Source organism: Streptomyces sp. AHU1 (genome assembly GCF_045343905.1).
Taxonomy (GTDB): domain Bacteria; phylum Actinomycetota; class Actinomycetes; order Streptomycetales; family Streptomycetaceae; genus Streptomyces; species Streptomyces triticiradicis.
On record NZ_CP174283.1, the window covers coordinates 4,649,434 to 4,670,065 of the forward strand.

General features: G+C 70.1%; 19 protein-coding genes. 10 read left to right on the plus strand and 9 right to left on the minus strand.

The genetic code is table 11. From position 1 onward, the window contains the following. Positions 1-121: 121 nt before the first annotated feature. Positions 122-1,741, minus strand: a complete 1,620-nt coding sequence (locus ACICHK_RS20790) for a protein kinase domain-containing protein (RefSeq protein WP_406838077.1) — start codon at positions 1,739-1,741, stop codon at positions 122-124. Between the two features lie 304 nt (positions 1,742-2,045). On the opposite strand from ACICHK_RS20790, the gene ACICHK_RS20795 reads away from it, so the two are divergent. After that, positions 2,046-3,611: a protein kinase domain-containing protein gene (locus ACICHK_RS20795; RefSeq protein ID WP_406838078.1), complete on the plus strand. Its 1,566-nt coding sequence runs from the start codon at positions 2,046-2,048 to the stop codon at positions 3,609-3,611. Between the two features lie 221 nt (positions 3,612-3,832). Here the strand turns inward: ACICHK_RS20795 and ACICHK_RS20800 are convergent, their stop codons facing one another. Further along, entirely contained in the window at positions 3,833-4,498 is a 666-nt protein-coding gene (locus tag ACICHK_RS20800) for a response regulator transcription factor (RefSeq protein ID WP_151470020.1), read from the minus strand. Positions 4,499-4,910: 412 nt separating this feature from the next. Here ACICHK_RS20800 and pdhA point away from each other — a divergent pair, with 412 nt between their 5' ends. The 3 genes from pdhA to ACICHK_RS20815 are packed head-to-tail and all read left to right on the plus strand — an operon-like array spanning position 4,911 to position 8,593. Next, positions 4,911-6,140 (plus strand): pyruvate dehydrogenase (acetyl-transferring) E1 component subunit alpha, encoded by a 1,230-nt coding sequence (pdhA, locus tag ACICHK_RS20805; RefSeq protein WP_406838079.1) that lies wholly within the window; start codon positions 4,911-4,913, stop codon positions 6,138-6,140. 2 nt (positions 6,141-6,142) lie between these two features. Beyond that, positions 6,143-7,123 (plus strand): alpha-ketoacid dehydrogenase subunit beta, encoded by a 981-nt coding sequence (locus ACICHK_RS20810; RefSeq protein WP_406838080.1) that lies wholly within the window; start codon positions 6,143-6,145, stop codon positions 7,121-7,123. Positions 7,124-7,132: 9 nt separating this feature from the next. Beyond that, positions 7,133-8,593 carry a dihydrolipoamide acetyltransferase family protein gene (locus ACICHK_RS20815; RefSeq protein WP_406838081.1) on the plus strand — a complete coding sequence of 487 codons (1,461 nt, stop codon included), beginning with the start codon at positions 7,133-7,135 and terminating at the stop codon, positions 8,591-8,593. A 113-nt stretch (positions 8,594-8,706) separates the two neighbouring features. Here the strand turns inward: ACICHK_RS20815 and ACICHK_RS20820 are convergent, their stop codons facing one another. Further along, positions 8,707-9,606 carry a D-alanyl-D-alanine carboxypeptidase family protein gene (locus tag ACICHK_RS20820; protein WP_103552614.1) on the minus strand — a complete coding sequence of 300 codons (900 nt, stop codon included), beginning with the start codon at positions 9,604-9,606 and terminating at the stop codon, positions 8,707-8,709. Positions 9,607-9,808: 202 nt separating this feature from the next. On the opposite strand from ACICHK_RS20820, the gene ACICHK_RS20825 reads away from it, so the two are divergent. After that, positions 9,809-10,483 carry a GntR family transcriptional regulator gene (locus ACICHK_RS20825; RefSeq protein WP_406838082.1) on the plus strand — a complete coding sequence of 225 codons (675 nt, stop codon included), beginning with the start codon at positions 9,809-9,811 and terminating at the stop codon, positions 10,481-10,483. Beyond that, positions 10,480-11,778, plus strand: coding sequence for a nitrate/nitrite transporter (locus ACICHK_RS20830; RefSeq protein WP_406838083.1), 1,299 nt, complete (start codon positions 10,480-10,482; stop codon positions 11,776-11,778). Before ACICHK_RS20825 ends, ACICHK_RS20830 begins: the two co-directional genes overlap by 4 nt. 127 nt (positions 11,779-11,905) lie before the next feature. Here ACICHK_RS20830 and ACICHK_RS20835 read toward each other — a convergent pair whose 3' ends face one another. After that, positions 11,906-12,730, minus strand: coding sequence for a maleylpyruvate isomerase family mycothiol-dependent enzyme (locus tag ACICHK_RS20835; protein ID WP_151470026.1), 825 nt, complete (start codon positions 12,728-12,730; stop codon positions 11,906-11,908). 154 nt (positions 12,731-12,884) lie between these two features. Between ACICHK_RS20835 and ACICHK_RS20840 the strand changes: the two genes are divergently transcribed. After that, complete coding sequence (locus tag ACICHK_RS20840) at positions 12,885-13,700, plus strand: carbon-nitrogen family hydrolase (protein ID WP_406838084.1); 816 nt, start codon at positions 12,885-12,887, stop codon at positions 13,698-13,700. 5 nt (positions 13,701-13,705) lie between these two features. On the opposite strand, the gene ACICHK_RS20845 is transcribed toward ACICHK_RS20840, so the two are convergent. Both ACICHK_RS20845 and ACICHK_RS20850 read right to left on the minus strand, forming a co-directional pair. Beyond that, positions 13,706-14,200: an LURP-one-related/scramblase family protein gene (locus ACICHK_RS20845; RefSeq protein WP_151470028.1), complete on the minus strand. Its 495-nt coding sequence runs from the start codon at positions 14,198-14,200 to the stop codon at positions 13,706-13,708. After that, positions 14,197-14,499, minus strand: coding sequence for a hypothetical protein (locus ACICHK_RS20850; RefSeq protein WP_406838085.1), 303 nt, complete (start codon positions 14,497-14,499; stop codon positions 14,197-14,199). The genes ACICHK_RS20845 and ACICHK_RS20850 overlap by 4 nt, the downstream gene beginning before the upstream one ends. A gap of 145 nt (positions 14,500-14,644) precedes the next feature. On the opposite strand from ACICHK_RS20850, the gene ACICHK_RS20855 reads away from it, so the two are divergent. After that, positions 14,645-15,070, plus strand: coding sequence for a cupin domain-containing protein (locus tag ACICHK_RS20855; protein WP_406838086.1), 426 nt, complete (start codon positions 14,645-14,647; stop codon positions 15,068-15,070). Positions 15,071-15,076: 6 nt separating this feature from the next. On the opposite strand, the gene ACICHK_RS20860 is transcribed toward ACICHK_RS20855, so the two are convergent. From ACICHK_RS20860 to ACICHK_RS20870, 3 genes are all read right to left on the minus strand, one after another. Further along, positions 15,077-15,322, minus strand: coding sequence for a DUF6458 family protein (locus tag ACICHK_RS20860; protein WP_151470030.1), 246 nt, complete (start codon positions 15,320-15,322; stop codon positions 15,077-15,079). Between the two features lie 158 nt (positions 15,323-15,480). After that, positions 15,481-16,788 (minus strand): M18 family aminopeptidase, encoded by a 1,308-nt coding sequence (locus ACICHK_RS20865; RefSeq protein WP_406838087.1) that lies wholly within the window; start codon positions 16,786-16,788, stop codon positions 15,481-15,483. A 153-nt stretch (positions 16,789-16,941) separates the two neighbouring features. After that, positions 16,942-18,768, minus strand: a complete 1,827-nt coding sequence (locus ACICHK_RS20870) for an acyl-CoA dehydrogenase (protein WP_151470033.1) — start codon at positions 18,766-18,768, stop codon at positions 16,942-16,944. Positions 18,769-18,911: 143 nt separating this feature from the next. On the opposite strand from ACICHK_RS20870, the gene ACICHK_RS20875 reads away from it, so the two are divergent. Together ACICHK_RS20875 and ACICHK_RS20880 are read left to right on the plus strand one after the other, a co-directional pair. Continuing rightward, the gene (locus tag ACICHK_RS20875) at positions 18,912-19,406 is read left to right on the plus strand and encodes an SseB family protein (RefSeq protein WP_103552626.1); all 495 of its coding nucleotides are present in this window, start codon (positions 18,912-18,914) and stop codon (positions 19,404-19,406) included. Between the two features lie 156 nt (positions 19,407-19,562). Then, on the plus strand, positions 19,563-20,534 hold the full coding sequence (locus ACICHK_RS20880) for a pirin family protein (RefSeq protein WP_406838088.1): 972 nt from the start codon (positions 19,563-19,565) through the stop codon (positions 20,532-20,534). Positions 20,535-20,632 lie beyond the last annotated feature (98 nt).

A 20,632-nucleotide genomic window follows, 5' to 3' on the forward strand; every position in this document is an offset into this window, starting at 1 on the left:
CCGGTGATCCCGGGTCACCCCGACCGTGACGGGCCCGGCACCCAGGTGCCGGGCCCGTTCCCGTGTCCGTTGCCGGAGCATGTAGGGCACACCCCGGCCGTCCGGGGAGTGCCCCGGGAGGCTAGGAGGGGTCGCCCGTGGACACCTTGAGCTCGATCTCGGGCATCTTCTTGGGGTCGACGTCCGTTCCCGCCGAGGGGAACTGGTCCATGATCGTGTCCTCGCCGTAGGTGTTCTCGTCCACGGGCGTGACCTTCATCTGCCAACCGGCGGCCTGGAAGCAGGACTTCACCGAGCTGAGGTTCTTGAAGTGGAAGTCCGGGACCTCGATCTTCTTCGGGTCGTTGTACGACTCCGACGGGTCCGTGCACTTCTCGGTGTCGATCGTCTTCGACGTGTCCGGGCCCTTGTGCCCCGCGACCGCGCTGGACGACGAACTGGCGGTGCTGTGGCCGCCGCCCTTGTTGTCGTCGCCGCTGCCGCCGTTTATGACGATCGCCGTGATCAGGCCGCCGACCGCGATGAGTGCGACCAGGACCGAGCCGATCACGACCGGCTTGTTGCTCTTGGCGCCGCCCGGGCCGCCGGTGGCGGGCTGGGGGGACAGGTTGTAGGGGGGAGGCGTGGAGGGGCCGTGCTGCCCGGCGTACGCGGCGGTCTGCGGCGGGGCCTGGTAGCCGCCCTGCTGCGGGTAGCCGTACGCCGGGGCGGGCGTCGGCGTGCCGTACGGGCCCGGCTGGTACGGCGTCTGCACGGGGCCGGGGGCCGGGGTGCCCTGGTCGACCGGCGGGAACACGGCGGAGCCGACGCCGGAACCGCTCGGCGTCGGGGCGCCCGGCACGATGTTCGGCGCCACGGCCTGGAACGACTGGGCGACCCGGAGGCACTCGTCCCGCATGGTCTCGGCGCTCGGGAAGCGTTCGTTCGGGTTCTTCTTCAGCGCCCGGGCGATCAGCGCGTCCACGGCCGGGGGCAGCGAGCGGTTGACCGAGGAGGCCGCGACCGGCTCCTCCTGGACGTGCGCGTAGGCGATGGCCAGCGGGGAGTCCGCCTCGAACGGCAGCCGACCCGTGACCAGCTGGAACAGCATGATGCCGACCGAGTACAGGTCGGACCGGGCGTCGACGCCCCGGCCGAGGGCCTGTTCCGGGGAGAGGTACTGCGGGGTGCCGACGACCATGCCGGTCTGGGTCATGGAGGTGACGCCGGACTGCATGGCGCGGGCGATGCCGAAGTCCATGACCTTGACGACGTTGCGCTTGGTCATCATCACGTTGCCCGGCTTGATGTCCCGGTGGACCAGGCCCATCTCGTGGCTGATCTCCAGGGCCGCCAGCACGTCCGCGGTGATCTTCAGGGCCTTGTCGGCGGGCATGGCGCCGTACTGCTGGATGTCCGCGTCGAGGACCGAGCCGAGCGGCTTGCCCTCGATGTACTCCATGACGATGTACGGCGTCGTCATGCCGTCGAGCTCGTCCTCGCCGGTGTCGAAGACCGAGACGATGTTCGTGTGCGTGAGTTTGGCCACCGACTGGGCCTCGCGGCGGAAGCGCTCGCGGAAGGCCTGCTCGCGGCCGAGCTCGGTGTGCAGTGTCTTGATGGCGACCTGGCGGTCGAGCACCGAGTCGTAGGCGAGGTGCACCGAGGCCATGCCGCCCTCGCCGAGGAGATCGCGCAGCTGGTAGCGGCCGCCGGCGACCGCGCGCCCCGCGTACCGGCCCTGTGCGCCGTCCTGGCTCATCTTCTGCGTCCCCCGCGGCATCAGTGATCGATTGGCTTATTCCCGGCCAAGTCTGCCCCAGGGCACGGACACGTCAAGCTCGATGCCCGTTCCGTGACCGTCTGAGAAAGAAGCGTCGCGGAAGCGTTACAGGTGACGTACGGCCGGTACACGGAAATTGCACCCACGGCCCCCGGACGGGTTGGATGGCCGGTCCACTCACGCTCATCCCGGACCGGCGTCACGCGTGGAGCCTGTAGCGTGGCCCGACGGAGACCGTAACAACCACCGCGCGGACCGCGGGCAGAAACGACGGCGAGGACTGATGGCACAGCAGCAGCGCGCTCAGGGCCCGTCCGACCCCGAGGCGACTGGCGGCGGTATGTCAGATGCGCCCGAGATGTGGGGTAACGGCGGGCTGGTCGGCGACGGCCGATATCGGCTGACACACAGGCTCGGCCGAGGCGGAATGGCCGAGGTGTTCGCGGCCGAGGACGTACGGCTGGGCCGCACCGTCGCGGTCAAGCTGCTGCGCGCCGACCTCGCCGAGGACCCGACCTCCAAGGCCCGCTTCACGCGTGAGGCGCAGTCGGTGGCCGGCCTGAACCACCATGCGATCGTCGCCGTGTACGACTCCGGCGAGGACGTCGTCGGGCACGGGGTCGTCCCTTACATCGTCATGGAGATCGTCGAGGGTCACACGATCCGCGACCTGCTGATCAACGCCGAGGCCCCCGGGCCCGAGCAGGCGCTGATCATCGTCTCCGGCGTCCTGGAGGCGCTGGCCTACTCGCACCAGCACGGCATCGTGCACCGCGACATCAAGCCGGCGAACGTGATCATCACGGAGACCGGCGCGGTCAAGGTGATGGACTTCGGCATCGCGCGCGCCCTGCACGGCGGCCAGGCCACGATGACCCAGACCGGCATGGTCATGGGCACCCCGCAGTACCTCTCCCCGGAGCAGGCGCTCGGCAAGGCCGTCGACCACCGCTCCGACCTGTACGCGACCGGCTGTCTGCTCTACGAACTCCTCGCGCTGCGGCCCCCGTTCACCGGGGAGACGCCGCTGTCGGTGGTCTACCAGCACGTCCAGGACATCCCGGTGCCTCCCTCGGAGGTCGACCGCGAGGTGCCGCCGGAGCTCGACGGGCTCGTCATGCGCGCCCTCGCGAAGGACCCGGACGACCGGTTCCAGACCGCCGAGGAGATGCGCGGACTCGTCCAGTACGCGCTGCAGATGCTGTACGACCAGGGCAGCCACACCGGCACCTGGAACACCGGCCCGGTCGCCATGCCCGAGGCCTCGCACGGCCAGGCGGCCGGTTTCGCCGGCACGGCCTCGCTGCCGCACCCCGGTGACTACGGCACCACGCAGATCCCGGCCCCGCTCATCCCGTCCTACGGCAACGGCGACGACGGCGGTTTCGAGGGCCACGGCAACCGGGGCAGCGGCCGCGGCAAGATGCTGCTCCTCGCGGTCTTCGCGCTGATCGCCATCGCCGCGGGTGTCGCGTTCGCGATCAACAACACCGGCAACGGCGGCCATGGAAAGACCGGCACCTCGCCGACGCCGACCGTCACGCACTCCAGCAAGAGCAACGACTCCACCGAGCAGCCCAGCGACGAGTCCACGGACGAGTCCACGGGCGACGACACCTCGGACGGTTCGACCGACACCGGCGACGACACGGACTACCCCCCGTCGTACGAGCCGACCCGCAACGTCGACACCCAGCAGCCGACGTACCAGCCGACCAGCGAGCCGACGAAGCCGACGCCGAGCGCGACGACCCCGACGAGCGAGCCGACCACGCCGACGACGGAGCCGACGACCGAGGACCCGGGCGACGGCGGCACCGAGTCCCCCGCCGCGGGGGACCTGGGCTGACCCGGTCCGGACGGGTCCGCGCGGACCCGTGAGAGCGCACGTCACCACGCGCGCGGGGAGCCCCCGGGAGGGGCTTCACGCGCGCGTGCGTCGTTACCGGGACATCCGGCCGTACCGGATCGTCCTGTCGTCCTCCGGTCCTGAAATCATTCGGTCGTCCCGAATGATCGGGTCGTCCGGATGATTCGGTCGATCCGGTCGATGCTGTCCTTCCGGATCATTCAGTGGTGCTGCTGTTCCGCCTGTTTGCGCGCCACATAGGCCGCCGCCTGCGACCGGCGCTGCATTCCCAGTTTGGACAGCAGGCCCGACACATAATTCTTGATCGTTTTCTCGGCGAGGTGCAGCCGCTCCCCGATCTGGCGGTTGGTGAGCCCTTCGCCGATCAGGTCGAGGATCCTGCGTTCCTGGTCGGTGAGGCGGGCGAGCCGGTCGTCGTCCTTGGGGGTGCCGCCGTCCCGCAGCCGTTCCAGGACGCGCGCGGTGGCCACCGGGTCGAGCAGGGACTTCCCGGCCGCGACGTCCCGTACGGCCGCGAGCAGCTCATTGCCGCGGATGGCCTTGAGGACGTAGCCCGAGGCACCCGCCATGATCGCGTCGAACAGGGCCTCGTCGTCGGCGTACGAGGTCAGCATCAGGCATTTGACGTTCTCGTCCGCGGAGCGGATCTCGCGGCAGACCTCCACCCCGCTGCCGTCCGGGAGGCGCACGTCCAGGACGGCCACGTCCGGACGGGTGGCCGGGATCCGCACCAGTGCGTCGGCCGCCGTACCCGCCTCTCCCACCACTTCGATGTCGTCCTCGACCGAGAGCAGCTCGTGGACACCGCGGCGGACGACTTCGTGGTCATCGAGGAGGAATACAGTGATTTTCCCGATTTCGCGCACCTTGTCAGTGTCACACACGATCATGGGCATTGCCCCAGGTGAACTCTTCCCGAGTTCGGGGTGGCCGGGATAACGTGCCGGTGTTCCGGCCCCCTGCAAGGCTGTGACCAGTGCTGTGACCAGCGAGTGTTCCGACCTGTTCGACCCAGTAGGAAATTCACCTTTCCAAGTACTTGGATTTCCTATCAAAATCGCAGGTCAGAAGGGGTTTCACAGAATTGTGAAGCACTGGGTAACGTGGCAGTTGCAGGGCGCTCGCCGGGGCACCTGTCACGCCTGTTCCCGGCCGAGTGGCACCCACCCCGTGCACGGGTGCCGGAACAGGCGAGCCGCTCTCCCGAGCTCGAACCGCGAGCGAGGGGGATCCCAGCCTTCCGGCAACCCCGGGGGCCGGACCGACGGAGGAGCACACGTGACCGTGGAGAGCACTGCCGCGCGCAAGCCGCGACGCAGCGCCGGTACGAAGAGCGCCGCGAGCGCCAGTACGACCGGGACCAAGAGCGCCGCGAGCAGGCGCGCCGGCGCGGCCGCCGGGAAGTCGCCCGGGGCGACGGGCGGTGAGCCGCAGCTCGTTCAGCTGCTGACCCCGGAAGGCAAGCGGGTCAAGGACGCCACGTACGACCCGTACGTCGCCGACATCACCCCCGACGAGCTGCGCGGCCTGTACCGGGACATGGTCCTGAGCCGCCGCTTCGACGCGGAGGCCACCTCCCTGCAGCGCCAGGGCGAGCTGGGCCTGTGGGCCTCGATGCTCGGCCAGGAGGCCGCCCAGATCGGCTCCGGCCGCGCCACCCGCGACGACGACTACGTCTTCCCGACCTACCGCGAGCACGGCGTCGCCTGGTGCCGCGGGGTCGACCCGACCAACCTGCTCGGCATGTTCCGGGGTGTGAACAACGGCGGCTGGGACCCCAACGGCAACAACTTCCACCTGTACACGATCGTCATCGGCTCGCAGGCGCTGCACGCCACCGGCTACGCCATGGGCGTCACCAAGGACGGCGCGGACTCGGCCGTGATCGCGTACTTCGGTGACGGCGCCTCCAGCCAGGGCGACGTCATGGAGGCCTTCAACTTCGGCGCGGTCTACAACGCGCCCGTCGTGTTCTTCTGCCAGAACAACCAGTGGGCGATCTCCGAGCCGACCGAGCGCCAGATGCGCGTGCCGCTCTACCAGCGCGCGCAGGGCTTCGGCTTCCCCGGCATCCGCGTCGACGGCAACGACGTCCTCGCCTGCCTGGCGGTCACCAAGTGGGCGCTGGAGCGGGCCCGCAACGGCGAGGGCCCCACCCTGATCGAGGCCTTCACCTACCGCATGGGTGCGCACACCACCTCCGACGACCCCACCCGCTACCGGGGCGACGACGAGCGCGAGGCCTGGGAGGCGAAGGACCCGATCCTGCGTCTGCGCGCCCACCTGGAGTCCGCGAACCACGCGGACGAGTCGTTCTTCGCCGAACTCGAGGCCGAGAGCGAGACGTTGGGCAAGCGAGTGCGTGACGTGGTGCGGGCCATGCCCGACCCGGACCACTTCGCCATCTTCGAGAACGTGTACGCGGACGGGCACGCGCTCGTCGACGAGGAGCGCGCCCAGTTCGCCGCCTACCAGGCGTCGTTCGCGGACGCGGGGGAGGGCAAGTAGCCATGACGATCGAGAAGATGGCGCTGGCCAAGGCGATCAACGAATCGCTGCGCACGGCCCTGGAGGCCGACCCCAAGGTCCTCGTCATGGGCGAGGACGTCGGCAAGCTCGGTGGTGTCTTCCGGGTCACCGACGGGCTCCAGAAGGACTTCGGCGAGGAGCGGGTCATCGACACCCCGCTCGCCGAGTCGGGCATCGTCGGTACCGCGATCGGCCTGGCCCTGCGCGGTTACCGTCCGGTCGTGGAGATCCAGTTCGACGGGTTCGTCTTCCCGGCGTACGACCAGATCGTCACCCAGCTCGCGAAGATGCACGCGCGGGCGCTCGGCAAGATCAAGCTGCCCGTCGTCATCCGCATCCCCTACGGCGGCGGCATCGGCGCGGTCGAGCACCACTCGGAGTCCCCCGAGGCGCTGTTCGCGCACGTGGCGGGCCTGAAGGTGGTCTCTCCCTCGAACGCCGGCGACGCCTACTGGATGATGCAGCAGGCCATCCAGAGCGACGACCCGGTGATCTTCTTCGAGCCCAAGCGGCGCTACTGGGACAAGGGCGAGGTCGACAAGGACGCCATCCCCGGTCCGCTGCACAAGGCGCGGGTGGCGCGCGAAGGCGGTGACCTCACCCTGGCCGCCTACGGCCCGATGGTGAAGGTCTGCCTGGAGGCCGCCGCGGCCGCCCAGGAGGAGGGCAAGTCCATCGAGGTCCTGGACCTGCGCTCGATGTCGCCGATCGACTTCGACTCGATCCAGGCCTCGGTCGAGAAGACCCGCCGCCTGGTCGTGGTGCACGAGGCGCCGGTGTTCCTCGGGACGGGCGCGGAGATCGCGGCCCGCATCACCGAGCGGTGCTTCTACCACCTGGAGGCGCCCGTCCTGCGGGTCGGCGGCTATCACGCCCCGTACCCGCCGGCCCGCTTGGAGGAGGAGTACCTTCCGGGCCTGGACCGGGTGCTCGACGCCGTCGACCGCTCGCTGGCGTACTAGGAGAGAGTCGTGACGACGATGACTGAGAACGCGTCGGGACTCCGCGAGTTCAAGATGCCCGACGTGGGCGAGGGGCTCACCGAGGCGGAGATCCTCAAGTGGTACGTCCAGGTCGGTGACACGGTCACCGACGGCCAGGTCGTGTGCGAGGTCGAGACCGCCAAGGCCGCGGTCGAACTGCCGATCCCGTACGACGGTGTGGTGAGCGAGCTCCGCTTCCCCGAGGGCACGACGGTGGACGTCGGCCAGGTGATCATCACGGTGGACGTCTCCGGCGGTACGGCGCCCGCGCAGGCGGCCCCGGCCGTCGAGCAGGCTCCCGCCGCTCCGGTGGCCCCCGCCGCTCCGGCGGCTCCCGCCGAGGAGGCCAAGCCCGAGGGCCGCAAGCCGGTCCTCGTCGGGTACGGCGTGGCAGAGTCTTCCACCAAGCGGCGCCCCCGCAAGGGCGCCGAGACCCCGGCCCAGCAGGGCGGGACGATGTACGCGGCCACCGCGATCCAGGGCGAGCTCAACGGCCATGGGTCCGCCCCGCAGCAGCGGCCCCTGGCCAAGCCCCCGGTCCGCAAGCTCGCCAAGGACCTCGGGGTCGACCTGGCGACGGTCACCCCGTCCGGCCCGGACGGCATCATCACGCGCGAGGACGTGCACGCCGCGGCCGCCCCGGCACAGGCGCCCGCTCCGGTCGCGGTCCCGGCCGCGGTTCCGGCTCCGCAGGCCCCGGCCCGCGTCCAGCCCCAGGCTCCGGCCCCGGTCGCGTCGTACGACGGCGCGCGCGAGACCCGGATCCCGGTCAAGGGTGTCCGCAAGGCGACGGCCAACGCGATGGTGGGCTCGGCGTTCACCGCGCCGCACGTCACCGAGTTCGTGACGGTCGACGTGACGCGCACCATGCGCCTGGTCGAGGAGCTCAAGCAGGACAAGGACATGCAGGGGCTGCGGGTCAACCCGCTGCTGCTGGTCGCCAAGGCCCTGCTCGTCGCGATCAAGCGCAACCCGGACGTCAACGCGTCCTGGGACGAGGCCAACCAGGAGATCGTCCAGAAGCACTACGTGAACCTGGGTATCGCCGCCGCCACCCCCCGCGGCCTGATCGTGCCGAACATCAAGGACGCCCACTCCAAGACCCTGCCGCAGTTGGCCGAGTCGCTGGGCGAACTGGTGGCCACGGCCCGCGAGGGCAAGACCTCGCCGGCCGCGATGCAGGGTGGCACGGTGACGATCACCAACGTCGGCGTCTTCGGCGTCGACACGGGCACGCCGATCCTCAACCCCGGCGAGTCCGCGATCCTCGCGGTCGGCGCGATCAAGCTCCAGCCGTGGGTCCACAAGGGCAAGGTGAAGCCCCGTCAGGTCACCACGCTGGCGCTGTCCTTCGACCACCGTCTGGTCGACGGCGAGCTCGGCTCCAAGGTCCTGGCCGACACCGCGGCCGTCCTGGAACAGCCCAAGCGCCTGATCACCTGGGCGTGAGCCGACCGGCCGCGCGGGCCTGACCCCCGCCGGCCGTCCGGAACACCGGAGGGGCCCGCCGCGCATCGCCCGGCGGGCCCCTCTTTCTGTCTGTGGTGCTGTGTCCGCGGGCTTTAGCGGGCGAAGCTGTAGTTCAGCAGCTTCTTGGCGTCGTCCGTACGGACCGTGGCCGAGCTGGAGGCGAGCACCGTGCCGATGATCGTCTTGCCGTTGCGGGTGGCGGCGAAGACGAGGCAGTACTTCGCCTCGGGGCCCGAACCGGTCTTGACGCCGATCGTGCCGGAGTAGCCGGTCAGCAGCGGCTTGTTGGTGTTCTCCCACGTGTAGTAGCGGTAGCCGCCACTCGAAGTCGTCACCTTCTGCTTGGTGGTCACGGTCTTGACGACCGACTTGAACGTCGAGTTCTTCATGGCGCTGCTGGCGAGCTTCGTCAGGTCACGAGGCGTCGAGTAGTTGGCACCGTGGCCGACGCCGTCGAACGAGTCGAAGTGGGTGTTCGTCATGCCGAGGCTCCGCGCGGTGGTGTTCATCTTGCCGATGAACGACTTCACGCGGGCGGCGCGGGTCGAGCCCGAGCCGAACTTGTCGGCGAGCGCGTAGGCGGCGTCACAGCCGGACGGCAGCATCAGACCGTAGAGGAGCTGTTTGACGGTGACCTTGTCACCGACGATCAGGTGGGCCGAGGAGACGTAGCCGCTGTCGACGATGTAGTTGCTGTACGCGCTCGAGACCGTGACCTTGGCGTCCAGGTTCAGGTTCGGCTGGGACAGCACGACCTTGGCCGTCATGATCTTCGTGGTGGAACCGGTGGACAGCTTGGTGTCCGCGGCCTTCTTGTAGAGGGTCGCACCGGTTCCGTTGTTCATGGTGTATCCGCCCTTGGCGGAGATCGTGGGTGTGGCCACGGCGCCCGCCGGCGCGGCGCCGAAGGCTCCGGCTGCCAGCACGGCGCCGGTGGTGAGGGTCACAGCGGCGGCCCTGCGGAAACGCGTGCCCTTAATGCCGGTAATCAAAATGAACGCTCCGTATGCGCGAAATGCCCCTGGCAGAACGGCACATGACGGTGCCGTCCCACGTTCAGACTCTCGGAGCGCGCAAAGGGATGTACGGCAAACGCGTGAAATTCACGTGACCTGGGTTACATGCGGGGGCTGTTGAGGTCCACATGCCGAAATGCCGCCGGGCATGCGTACGTGTTGTATCTATGATGTGCGCATGCCTTCAGCACCGCCCGCGCCGATGCGCCCTCCCGTCAAGCAGCCGCCGGCAGCCGACCGTGTCTACGCACACGTCAAAGAGGGGGTCCTGGAGCGCCGTTACGAGGGCGGGGCCCTGCTCACCGAGGGCGAACTCGCCGACGCGGTGGGCGTCTCGCGCACCCCGGTCCGTGAGGCGCTGCTCCGCCTGGAGGCCGAGGGCCTGATCAAGCTCTACCCGAAGAAGGGCGCGCTCGTCCTGCCGGTCTCCGCCCAGGAGATCGCGGACGTGGTCGAGACCCGCCAGCTCGTGGAGGAGCACGCCGCGCGCAAGGCCGTACCGGCGTCGCCGCAGCTCCTGGCCCGGCTGGAGGAGCTGCTCGACCGGCAGAAGGAGCAGGCCGCCGCGGGCGACCTGGCCGGAGCGGCCGTCACCGACCGCTGCTTCCACGCCGAGATCGTCCGCAGCGGCGGCAACGAGATCCTGTCCCGGCTCTACGACCAGCTCCGCGACCGGCAGTTGCGGATGGGGGTCGCCGTGATGCACGCCCACCCCGACCGGATCACCAAGACGCTCGTCGAGCACGAACAGATCCTCCGGGCGCTGCGCTCCGGCGACGCCGACGCGGTCGTCGCCCTCATCCACGGACATGTGAGCTGGTTCTCGAACCTGGCCCGGGGCGAGGTCCGATGAGCTCCCCGGCCACTCTGCCCGGAGACCCGCCCGGAGGCCGGCGCGCGGTCGCCGTCTGGGGCATCGGCGTCTCGGTCTACTTCGTCGCGGTCATCTTCCGCACGTCCCTGGGGGTGGCCGGGCTCGACGCGGCGGAGCGCTTCCACGTGGGCGCCTCCGCCTTGTCCACCTTCTCCATCCTCCAGCTCCTCGTGTACGCGGGCATGCAGATACCGGTCGGGCTGCTGGTCGACCGGCTCGGCACCAAGAAGGTGCTGACCATCGGCGTCCTGCTGTTCACGGCGGGGCAGCTGGGCTTCGCGTTCTCCCCGTCCTACGGCACGGCGCTCGCCTCGCGCGCCCTGCTGGGCTGCGGTGACGCGATGACGTTCATCAGCGTGCTGCGGCTCGGCACCCGCTGGTTCCCCGCCCGGCGCGGACCGCTCGTCGCCCAGCTCGCGGGCCTGGCCGGCATGGCCGGCAACCTCGTGTCGACGCTCGTGATCGCCCGGCTGCTGCACGGGGTGGGCTGGACGGCCGCGTTCGCCGGCAGCGCCGCCGCCGGTGTGCTCGTCCTCGTGCTCATGCTGCTGTTCCTGGAGGACCACCCCGAGGGCCACCAACCGGAGCCGTTCCCGCACCGGGGCGCCGCCTACGTCCGGCGCCAGATCGCCGCGGCCTGGCGGGAACCCGGTACCCGGCTCGGTCTGTGGGTGCACTTCACCACGCAGTTCCCGGCGATGGTGTTCCTGCTGCTGTGGGGGATGCCGTTCCTCGTCCAGGCGCAGGGCCTCACCCGGGCCACGGCCGGTGAGCTGCTCACGCTCGTGGTCCTGTCCAACATGGGCGCCGGGCTGGTGTACGGGCAGATCGTCGCCCGGCACCACACCGCGCGGCTGCCGCTGGCGCTGGGCACGGTCGCGGCGACGGCCGTCGTGTGGGCGGGGGTGCTGGTGTACCCCGGCGAGCACGCGCCGATGTGGCTGCTGGTCGTGCTGTGCGTGGTGCTCGGGTTCTGCGGACCGGCCTCGATGCTCGGCTTCGACTTCGCGCGGCCGGCGAACCCGCCGGAGCGTCAGGGAACCGCGTCCGGGATCACCAACATGGGCGGTTTCATCGCCTCGATGACGACGCTGCTGGCCATCGGTGTCCTGCTCGACGCCACCGGCGACGACTACCGGATCGCCTTCGCCGCCGTGTTCGTGCTCCAGGCGCTCGGGCTCGGCCAGATCTTCCGGCTGCGGGGGCAGGCGGCCCGCCGGGAGCGGGAGCGGCTCGTGGCCAGCCGGGTGGAGACGGTGCACGTACCGGCGTGACCGCCGGACCACGCCGTCCCCCGCCGTCCGGCCCGGGGCCGGTTCCCCCCGCCCGGCGGCGCCGGTTCCCCGGGTGCCGGAGGACCCGGGGCCGCCCACGGAGCAGCGGGCGCGACCGTCCGGTCCGTTACGGCGTGACGGCGAGACCGCGCAGGATCGCCGCGGCCAGTTCGGGGTCGCCCTCGGCCTTGACGCGGTCGGACACGGCGTCGGGGTGGACGCGGCCGCAGGCGAGCCGGACGAAGGTCTCCCAGTCGAGGCCGAGGCTCACCGCGGGACCGAGGGACGGCGCACCGTCTATGGTTCCGCGCCCGTCGGCGTCGACCCGGACGGTGCGCAGGAACTCGACGGGGCCGTGCACGTCGAAGACGACCGCGGAGTTCGCCGGCGCCCCCGCGTTCTTGGCGACGACCTTCGGCAGCGCGGCCAGGAGCTGGTCCCGCACGATCCCCGAACCGGGGGAGTCGAGGTTCCCCGGCCGGCCCAGCGCCCACCGCAGGTCCTGCTCGTGCACCCACACGTCGAAGGCGCGGTTGCGCATCGCCTGTTCGAGGGTGATCTCGGTGCCGAGCGGGCCGCGCACCTTGGCGTCGGGCTGCCGCGACTCGTTCCGCAGCTGCCGGTTGCGGCGGATGACCGTGTACTCCAGCTCGGAGGTCATCTCCGGCGCCGTGTGGTGGCGGCGCACGTCGACCTGCATCTCCATGTACCGCTGGTGTTCGTTCGTGACGTGGTAGAGGTCGCGGGGAAGGGTGTGGATCGGCCGGGGGTCGCCGAGCATCTCGCAGTCCAGCCCGATGACGTGCGAGACGATGTCACGGACCGACCAGCCGGGGCACGGGGTCCGCCGGTTCCACTCGCCCTCCACAAGCGGCTGCACCAGCTCGGATATCGCTTCGATCGAGTGGGCCCAGGCGTCGGCGTAGGACTGAAGACTCGGATGCAGACTCACGGAACGGGACCCCTCGGGCGGTTGGACGCGGGCATTTCACAGGCAGCGGGTGTCTTGGGACGCTAAGTTACGCTGCTGTGAGGCACCCCGGCAGTGCTTTCGTGTGACGATCGTAGGCCCGTATCGACGGCTCGAATGCCAGGACGGTGGTAGTGTGCGCGCCTCGCTCCTCCAGATCGACGTAAACGACGACGAATCGGTCGCGTCCCGCAGACGGCGCGTGGCCGACCTGGTACGTGATCAAGCCGGAGTCGATCTCGTCGTGCTCCCCGAGCTGTGGACCACCGGCGCTTTCGCCTACGAGGGCTTCGGAGCGCAGGCCGAGCCGCTGGACGGGCCGACCCACGAGGCGATGAGCAAGGCGGCGAGCGACGCGGGCGTGTGGCTGCACGCGGGCTCGATCCCCGAGCGCGCCGCGGGCGGGACCGGCTCCGCGGCCGAGGGCGCGCTCTACAACACCTCCCTCGTCTACTCCCCCGCCGGCGAGCTCGTCGCCTCCTACCGCAAGATCCACCGCTTCGGCTTCGACCAGGGCGAGGCCGTGCTGATGGGCGCGGGCACGGACCTGGTGACGGTGGAGCTGCCGGAGACCGTCGTCGGCCTCGCCACCTGCTACGACCTGCGCTTCCCCGAGCTGTTCCGCGGACTCGTCGACGCGGGGGCGCAGACCTTCGTCCTTCCGGCTGGCTGGCCCGAGCGCCGCCGCTCCCACTGGACCCTGCTCGCCCGGGCGCGCGCCGTCGAGAACCAGGCGTACGTCCTCGCCTGCGGAACGGCCGGTACGCACGCGGGGGTTCCCCAGGCCGGTCACTCGATCGTGGTCGACCCGTGGGGAGAGGTCCTTGCCGAGGCGGGCCCGGGCGAGGAGGTCCTCACGGTGGACTTCGACCCGGCGAAGGTCGCGGCGACCCGGGAACAGTTCCCGGCCCTGAAGGACCGCCTGCTGGGCCTGGACACCCCCGCCCGCTGATCGGCTCAGTCGATCCCCCGTTCCTTCTCCGCCAGATGGATCACGCACACCGCGACCGCGATCAGCAGCGCCGGATCGGCGTCCTCCCGGACGACGTCCACGCCGTAGGTGTCGCGGAGGTGGAGCCAGCGCCGGGAGATCTGGGCGAGGAGTTCGCCGTCGTAGTCGACGGCGAACTCGCGGTCGAGGATCTTGCCGCTGACGTCGAGTTCGGTGCCGTCGACCAGCGACACGCGATAGTGGTTGCGGAGCAGGGACCAGCGCTTGCGCTTGATGGTCGCGAGCGGATCGCCGTCCCGCTCGATGATCATCGTGTCGCGCAGCGCGAACATCTTCTGGTGGATGTCGATCAGGACGCGTCCGCCGGTGTCCTTCAGCTGGAAGGTGTCCCGCAGCCGCATGGCCTTGCCGTCGACGAGGAAGGCCTTGTCGCCGTGGTCGTCCTCGATCCAGTAGTCGTCACCGAGACCGAGCAGCCGGTCGCGTACGAGGTATCTCATGCCGTCACCGGTTCCCCGGTGAGCGCTCCCAAACGCCGCCGGTAGGCCGACGGGCTGAGCCCGGTGACCCGCCGCACCCGCTCCCGCGGGTTCGCGGCGGTCCCGGGCCCGCCGCGGTCGTCCACCGCGTCGAGGCCGGGGACCCCGCTCGGCGCGAAGAACCCGTGGTGCACGCGGACACCGGGCGTGGGGTGCACGGGGCCGGCTCGTAGAGGGGATCGGGCCGTCCCGGTGGACAGCTCCGTGGCGACGCCGGCTTCGAAGGGGTCGGTCCCCTCGTCGACGATCACGACGATCACGGCGACGCGGTGGGGCCGGTGCGACGGAGGCCGTGCCGGCTCGCGCTCCGACGGGCTCCGGGGCCGGGGGACGGTGCGGGGATCCTTGCGACACACGCGGTCTCCGGTACTCGCGGGGGTGCCGGGAGCCGCGGACGATGAACGCATGACCAGCGCACCCGCCCGCCGCGGCGAACCCGTCTCCCTCTCCGCCGCCCTCGCCGCCTTCGACGAGCTGTGGAGCCCCCGCATCGTGACCGCCGTCAACGACTACGACGTGCGCGTCGCGAAGGTCGAGGGCGAACACGTCTGGCACGTGCACGACCACACGGACGAGTTCTTCCTGGTCCTGGAGGGCGAGCTGACCATCGCGCTCCGCGAACCGGCCGGCGAGCGGACCGTCGTCCTTCCGAGGGGTTCCGTCCTCACCGTCCCGCGCGGAACGGAGCACAAGCCGTCCGCCCCCGACGGCGCGGCGATCCTCCTCTTCGAGCCCACCGGAACCCTCACCGTCGGCGACCGCCACGACGAGATCCCCGCCCACGTGGACGCGACGACGGGTCACGCCCTGGACCGGCTCACGGACGCCTGATCCGGCTCACACGCCGTAGCCGTCGGAGTAGCCGTCCCGGCGGTGGCGCTCGTCGTCCACGACGGTCGCCGCCGGCGGGACGACGACGCGCCTGCGCCGCGCGATGCTGCTGAAGGTGGTCACGCCGATCAGTCCGACGATCATGAGGATCACACCGACCAGGTGAAGGTTGACCCCCTGCATGTGCCAGTCGGTCGCGAACGTGAGGATCGCCCCCGCGCCGATCAGGATGATGCATCCGCCCAGGCCCATGGGTGTCGTCTCCTTGAATAGCAACTCCGAGTAGTTCCGGACGCGTTCCGGGTACCCGGGACCTCACGAGCCATGCGGAGGCGATCCCTCGCACCGCCGCGCGCCGCCTTCCCCGGAAGACGGCGCGCGTTCCGCCCTGCGGCGGAGGGCTGTTCACGTCACGCGGCGGAGGGCTGTCCCTCCAGGAACGCCACCAGCGCGTTCGTCAGCAGGAACGGGTCGTCGGCGCCGCAGAGTTCGCGGGCGCTGTGCATGGACAGGATGGCCACGCCGATGTCGACCGTCCTGATGCCGTGCCGTGCCGCGGTGATGGGGCCGATGGTGGTGCCGCAGGGCATGGAGTTGTTGGAGACGAAGGACTGGAAGGGCACGCCCGCCTTCTCGCAGGCGGCGGCGAACACGGACCGGCCCGAACCGTCGGTGGCGTAGCGGTTGTTGACGTTCACCTTGAGGATGGGTCCGCCGTTGACGCGCGGGTGGTGCGTCGGGTCGTGGCGCTCGGCGTAGTTGGGGTGCACGGCGTGACCGGTGTCGCAGGAGAGGCAGACGGTGCCGGCGAAGGCGCGCGCCCGGTCCTCGTAGGAGCCGCCGCGGGCGAAGACTGAACGTTCCAGCACACTGCCGAGCAGCGGTCCGTCGGCGCCGGTGTCGCTCTGCGAGCCGTTCTCCTCGTGGTCGAAGGCGGCGAGGACCGGGATGTACGAGAGTCCGGAGTCGGCCGCCGCGACCGCCGCCAGCGCGGCCGTGGCCGCGTGCACGGACAGCAGGTTGTCCATGCGCGGTCCCGCGAGCAGTTCGCCGTCGCGGCCCAGGTAGGCGGGACGCTCGACGGAGTGGGTCATCAGGTCCCAGCCGGTGACCTGGCCCGCGGGCAGCCCGGACTCCTGCTCCAGGAAGGAGATCAGGTCGCCCTCGCGGGCGTCGCCGAGTCCCCAGACGGGCTGGAGGTGGCGCTGCTTGTCGAGCTTGAGCCCGTCGTTGACGGAACGGTCGAGGTGGATGGCGAGCTGCGGCACGCGCAGCAGCGGCCGGTCCACGTTGACCAGGCGGGTCGAGCCGTCCCGCAGCGACAGGCGCCCGGCCAGGCCCAGGTCGCGGTCGAGCCAGGAGTTCAGCAGCGGCCCGCCGTAGATCTCCACGGCCACCTGCCGCCAGCCGTGCGCCCCGGTGTCCGGCAGCGGCTTGACCCGCAGGTTCGGGGAGTCGGTGTGCGCGCCGATGATCCGGAACGGTGTGTGCGCCTCGGCGCCCTTCGGCACGTACCAGGCGATGATCGCCCCTCCGCGCAGCACGTACTTCCCGCCGCTGGTCCCTTCCCACGCGTCGGTCTCGGCGACCTGACGGAACCCGGCCTTCTCCAGCCGCTCGGCGGCGGTCGCCACGGCGTGGTACGGCGTCGGGCTCGCGGCGAGGAAGGACATGAGGTCGTCGGTGTGGCCGCGGTCGAAGCGGGTGGGTGCACTCATGGGTTCACCTTAACGACGCACGAGGGCCCGCTCCCGGCGTTGGGAACGGGCCCTCGTAAGGGGGATGTGAAGGGCGGACACCTCGGGACACCTGAACGGAGGGACAGGTGCCGGGTACGGTGCCCGGGTGGCCCGGGAGGGGCCGGCGGGACCTTAGAAGGCGGCCTCGTCCAGCTCCATCAGGTCCAGGTCGACGCCCTCGGCGAGCTTGCGGGCGCCGGTGACGCCCGGCAGCACGTTGGCGGCGAAGAACTTCGCGGCCGCGATCTTGCCGGTGTAGAACGCCTTGTCCTTGGCGGAGGCGGTCTCCAGCTTCTCCGCGGCGACGGCGGCACCGCGCAGCAGCAGGTAGCCGACGACCACGTCACCGGAGGCCATCAGCAGGCGGGTGGTGTTGAGGCCCACCTTGTAGATGTTCTTGACGTCCTGCTCGGTGGCGGCGAGGTCGGTCAGCATCAGGCCGACGATGGCCTCCAGCTCGACGGCGGCCTTGGCGAGCTGCTCGCGGGCGGCGGACAGCTCCTCGCCGCCCGTGCCGATGGCCAGGAACTTCTTGATGTCCTCGGCCAGGGAGTTCAGCGCCGCGCCCTGGTTGCGGACGATCTTCCGGAAGAAGAAGTCCTGGCCCTGGATCGCGGTGGTGCCCTCGTACAGCGTGTCGATCTTGGCGTCGCGGATGTACTGCTCGATCGGGTACTCCTGCAGGAAGCCGGAGCCGCCGAAGATCTGGAGCGACTGGGCGAGCAGCTCGTAGCCCTTCTCGGAGCCGTAGCCCTTCACGATCGGCAGGAGGAGGTCGTTCAGGGCCTCGGCGGCGGAGGTGTCCTCGCCTGCGGCCTCCTTGATCTGGATCTCGTCCTGGACCGCGGCGGTGTGCAGGACCAGGGCGCGCATGCCCTCGGCGTACGCCTTCTGCGTCATGAGCGAGCGGCGCACGTCCGGGTGGTGCGTGATGGTGACCTTGGGCGCGGTCTTGTCCATGAAGTTCGCCAGGTCGGTGCCCTGGACGCGCTCCTTGGCGTACTCCAGCGCGTTCAGGTAGCCCGTCGACAGCGTGGAGATGGCCTTCGTGCCGACCATCATGCGGGCGAACTCGATGATGCGGAACATCTGGCGGATGCCGTCGTGCTTGTCGCCGATCAGCCAGCCCTTGGCGGGGTGGCGGTCACCGAAGGTCATCTCGCAGGTGTTGGAGGCCTTGAGGCCCATCTTGTGCTCGACGTTCGTCGCGTACACGCCGTTGCGCTCGCCCAGCTCGCCGGTCTGGAAGTCGAACTCGTACTTCGGGACGAGGAAGAGGGACAGGCCCTTGGTGCCGGGGCCGTGGCCCTCGGGGCGGGCGAGGACGTAGTGGAGGATGTTCTCCTCCATGTCGTGCTCACCGGAGGTGATGAAGCGCTTCACGCCCTCGATGTGCCAGGAGCCGTCCTCCTGCTGGATCGCCTTGGTGCGGCCGGCGCCCACGTCGGAGCCGGCGTCGGGCTCGGTGAGCACCATGGTGGAGCCCCACTGCTTCTCCACGGCGACCTTGGCGATGTGCTTCTGGACCTCGTTGCCCTCCTCGAAGAGGATGCCCGCGAACGCGGGGCCGGAGGAGTACATCCAGACGGCCGGGTTCGCGCCGAGGATCAGCTCCGCGTAGGCCCAGATCAGGGAGCGCGGCGAGGTGGAGCCGCCGATCTCCTCGGGCACGCCGAGACGCCAGTACTCGGAGTCCATGAACGCCTTGTACGACTTCTTGAAGGAGGCCGGGACCGGCGCGGTGTTGGTCTCGGGGTCGAAGACCGGCGGGTTGCGGTCGGCGTCCGTGAAGGACTCGGCCAGCTCGTTCTCCGAGAGGCGGGTCAGCTCCTCCAGGATGCTCTTGGCGGTGTCCGTGTCCATCTCCGCGAACGGGCCGGTGCCGTACAGCTTGTCGCGCCCGAGCACCTCGAAGAGGTTGAACTCGATGTCGCGGAGATTCGACTTGTAGTGCCCCATGGCGACGGCTCCGTAAGAGATCGGCGAGGCACTGACTCCCCGCACCTATGTACACGTACCAGCAAGTAGCTAAGATGATGCTACCCGTCAGTAATAAGAAGCAACCCCGGGTGGGCCATATGTGGCCCACTACTCTTTGACGCATGTACGGCTACGAGCAGAACGCGGGCGCCCAGCAGGGGTACGTCCCGCCGCAGCAGCAGATGCCCGGCCAGATGCCGGACGGGCAGCAGATGCCCGGTGGATACGGCCAGCAGCCGCCCCTGTACCCCGAGCCGTCCCCGCCGTCCCTGCCGGACGCGGTCCGCGCCTTCACCACGGGTGCCATGGCGGCCGAGGACTTCCAGCAGGTCTTCGCCACCTCGAAGGTCTACTGCCCGCGCGGCGACAACCCCGGATTCCTGGCGCTGCACAACACCCAGCAGCCCGTCATCCCGATGTTCAGCTCGCTCAAGGAGCTGCGCCGGTACGCGGGCAAGGAGTCCAAGTACTTCGTGATCACCGGTGCCGAGGTGATCGACCTGCTGCCCACGGGCTACGGCTTCGTGATCGACATGGAGGGCAAGCACCGGATGGTCTTCGACGCGAAGGCCGTGGAGCAGATGGTGGACTTCGCGATGCGCCGTATGTACGGCTGACGGTCCGCCGCGGGTGCCGTCGGCGCCCCGGTGTCCGCTCGGCCGGATGCTTTTCGAACTCGTGACGCCCGGAGGGAATGCCCTCCGGGCGTCGTTCGTTACGGGTAGCAGAAAGTTCAACTCTCAACTAAACTCGAAGCGCAAGGAGGTACCGACATGCCCGCAGTGACTGTCGAGAACCCGCTGGCCCTGCCCCGTGTGGCCGTGCCGACGGATGCCGTGGCCCGTCCCGTGCTGGCCGTGACGACCGCGCCCCAGGGCTTCGAGGGCGAGGGTTTCCCGGTCCGCCGCGCGTTCGCCGGCATCAACTACCGCCACCTCGACCCGTTCATCATGATGGACCAGATGGGTGAGGTGGAGTACGCGCCGGGCGAGCCGAAGGGCACCCCCTGGCACCCGCACCGCGGCTTCGAGACCGTGACCTACATCATCGACGGGATCTTCGACCACCAGGACTCCAACGGTGGCGGCGGCACCATCACCAACGGCGACACCCAGTGGATGACGGCCGGGTCCGGCCTGCTCCACATCGAGGCGCCGCCGGAGCACCTCGTGACGTCGGGCGGCCTCTTCCACGGGCTCCAGCTGTGGGTGAACCTGCCGGCCAAGGACAAGATGATGGCCCCGAGGTACCAGGACATCCGGGGCGGCACCGTGCAGCTGCTCAGCACCCCGGACGGAGGCGCGCTCCTGCGCGTCATCGCCGGTGAGCTCGACGGCCATCAGGGACCGGGCATCACGCACACCCCGATCACCATGGTCCACGCCACGCTGCGGCCGGGCGCCGAGATCACCCTGCCGTGGCGCGAGGACTTCAACGGCCTCGCCTATGTGCTGGCCGGACGCGGCGGCGTGGGTGTGGACCGCCGTCCGGTCCACACCGGCCAGACCGCCGTCTTCGGCGCGGGCTCCTCGCTGACCGTCCGGGCGGACGAGAAGCAGGACTCCAACACGCCCGACCTGGAGGTCGTGCTGCTCGGTGGCCGGCCGATCCGTGAGCCGATGGCCCACTACGGTCCGTTCGTGATGAACACCCGCGACGAGCTCCAGCAGGCCTTCGAGGACTTCCAGAAGGGCCGCCTGGGGACGATCCCGGCGGTGCACGGGATGTCGGAGGGCGGACTGTAAGCCCTTCGGTCCCGCCCCGCGGCCGCGCACGAGGTCCTCGCCGGGCTCTTTCGGGACCCGCCTGAGCGCCGACGCCCCGGGAAGCCCCGTCCGCCCGC

Bases quoted from the DNA above. Each gene is read 5' to 3' on its own strand.
- ACICHK_RS20880 (WP_406838088.1), top strand. From the start codon at position 19,563: ATGCCCGCAGTGACTGTCGAGAACCCGCTGGCCCTGCCCCGTGTGGCC.
- ACICHK_RS20825 (WP_406838082.1), top strand. From the start codon at position 9,809: ATGCCTTCAGCACCGCCCGCGCCGATGCGCCCTCCCGTCAAGCAGCCG.
- ACICHK_RS20795 (WP_406838078.1), top strand. From the start codon at position 2,046: ATGGCACAGCAGCAGCGCGCTCAGGGCCCGTCCGACCCCGAGGCGACT.
- ACICHK_RS20875 (WP_103552626.1), top strand. From the start codon at position 18,912: ATGTACGGCTACGAGCAGAACGCGGGCGCCCAGCAGGGGTACGTCCCG.
- ACICHK_RS20790 (WP_406838077.1), bottom strand. From the start codon at position 1,741: ATGAGCCAGGACGGCGCACAGGGCCGGTACGCGGGGCGCGCGGTCGCC.
- ACICHK_RS20855 (WP_406838086.1), top strand. From the start codon at position 14,645: ATGACCAGCGCACCCGCCCGCCGCGGCGAACCCGTCTCCCTCTCCGCC.
- ACICHK_RS20845 (WP_151470028.1), bottom strand. From the start codon at position 14,200: ATGAGATACCTCGTACGCGACCGGCTGCTCGGTCTCGGTGACGACTAC.
- ACICHK_RS20865 (WP_406838087.1), bottom strand. From the start codon at position 16,788: ATGAGTGCACCCACCCGCTTCGACCGCGGCCACACCGACGACCTCATG.
- ACICHK_RS20810 (WP_406838080.1), top strand. From the start codon at position 6,143: ATGACGATCGAGAAGATGGCGCTGGCCAAGGCGATCAACGAATCGCTG.
- ACICHK_RS20860 (WP_151470030.1), bottom strand. From the start codon at position 15,322: ATGGGCCTGGGCGGATGCATCATCCTGATCGGCGCGGGGGCGATCCTC.
- ACICHK_RS20870 (WP_151470033.1), bottom strand. From the start codon at position 18,768: ATGGGGCACTACAAGTCGAATCTCCGCGACATCGAGTTCAACCTCTTC.
- ACICHK_RS20830 (WP_406838083.1), top strand. From the start codon at position 10,480: ATGAGCTCCCCGGCCACTCTGCCCGGAGACCCGCCCGGAGGCCGGCGC.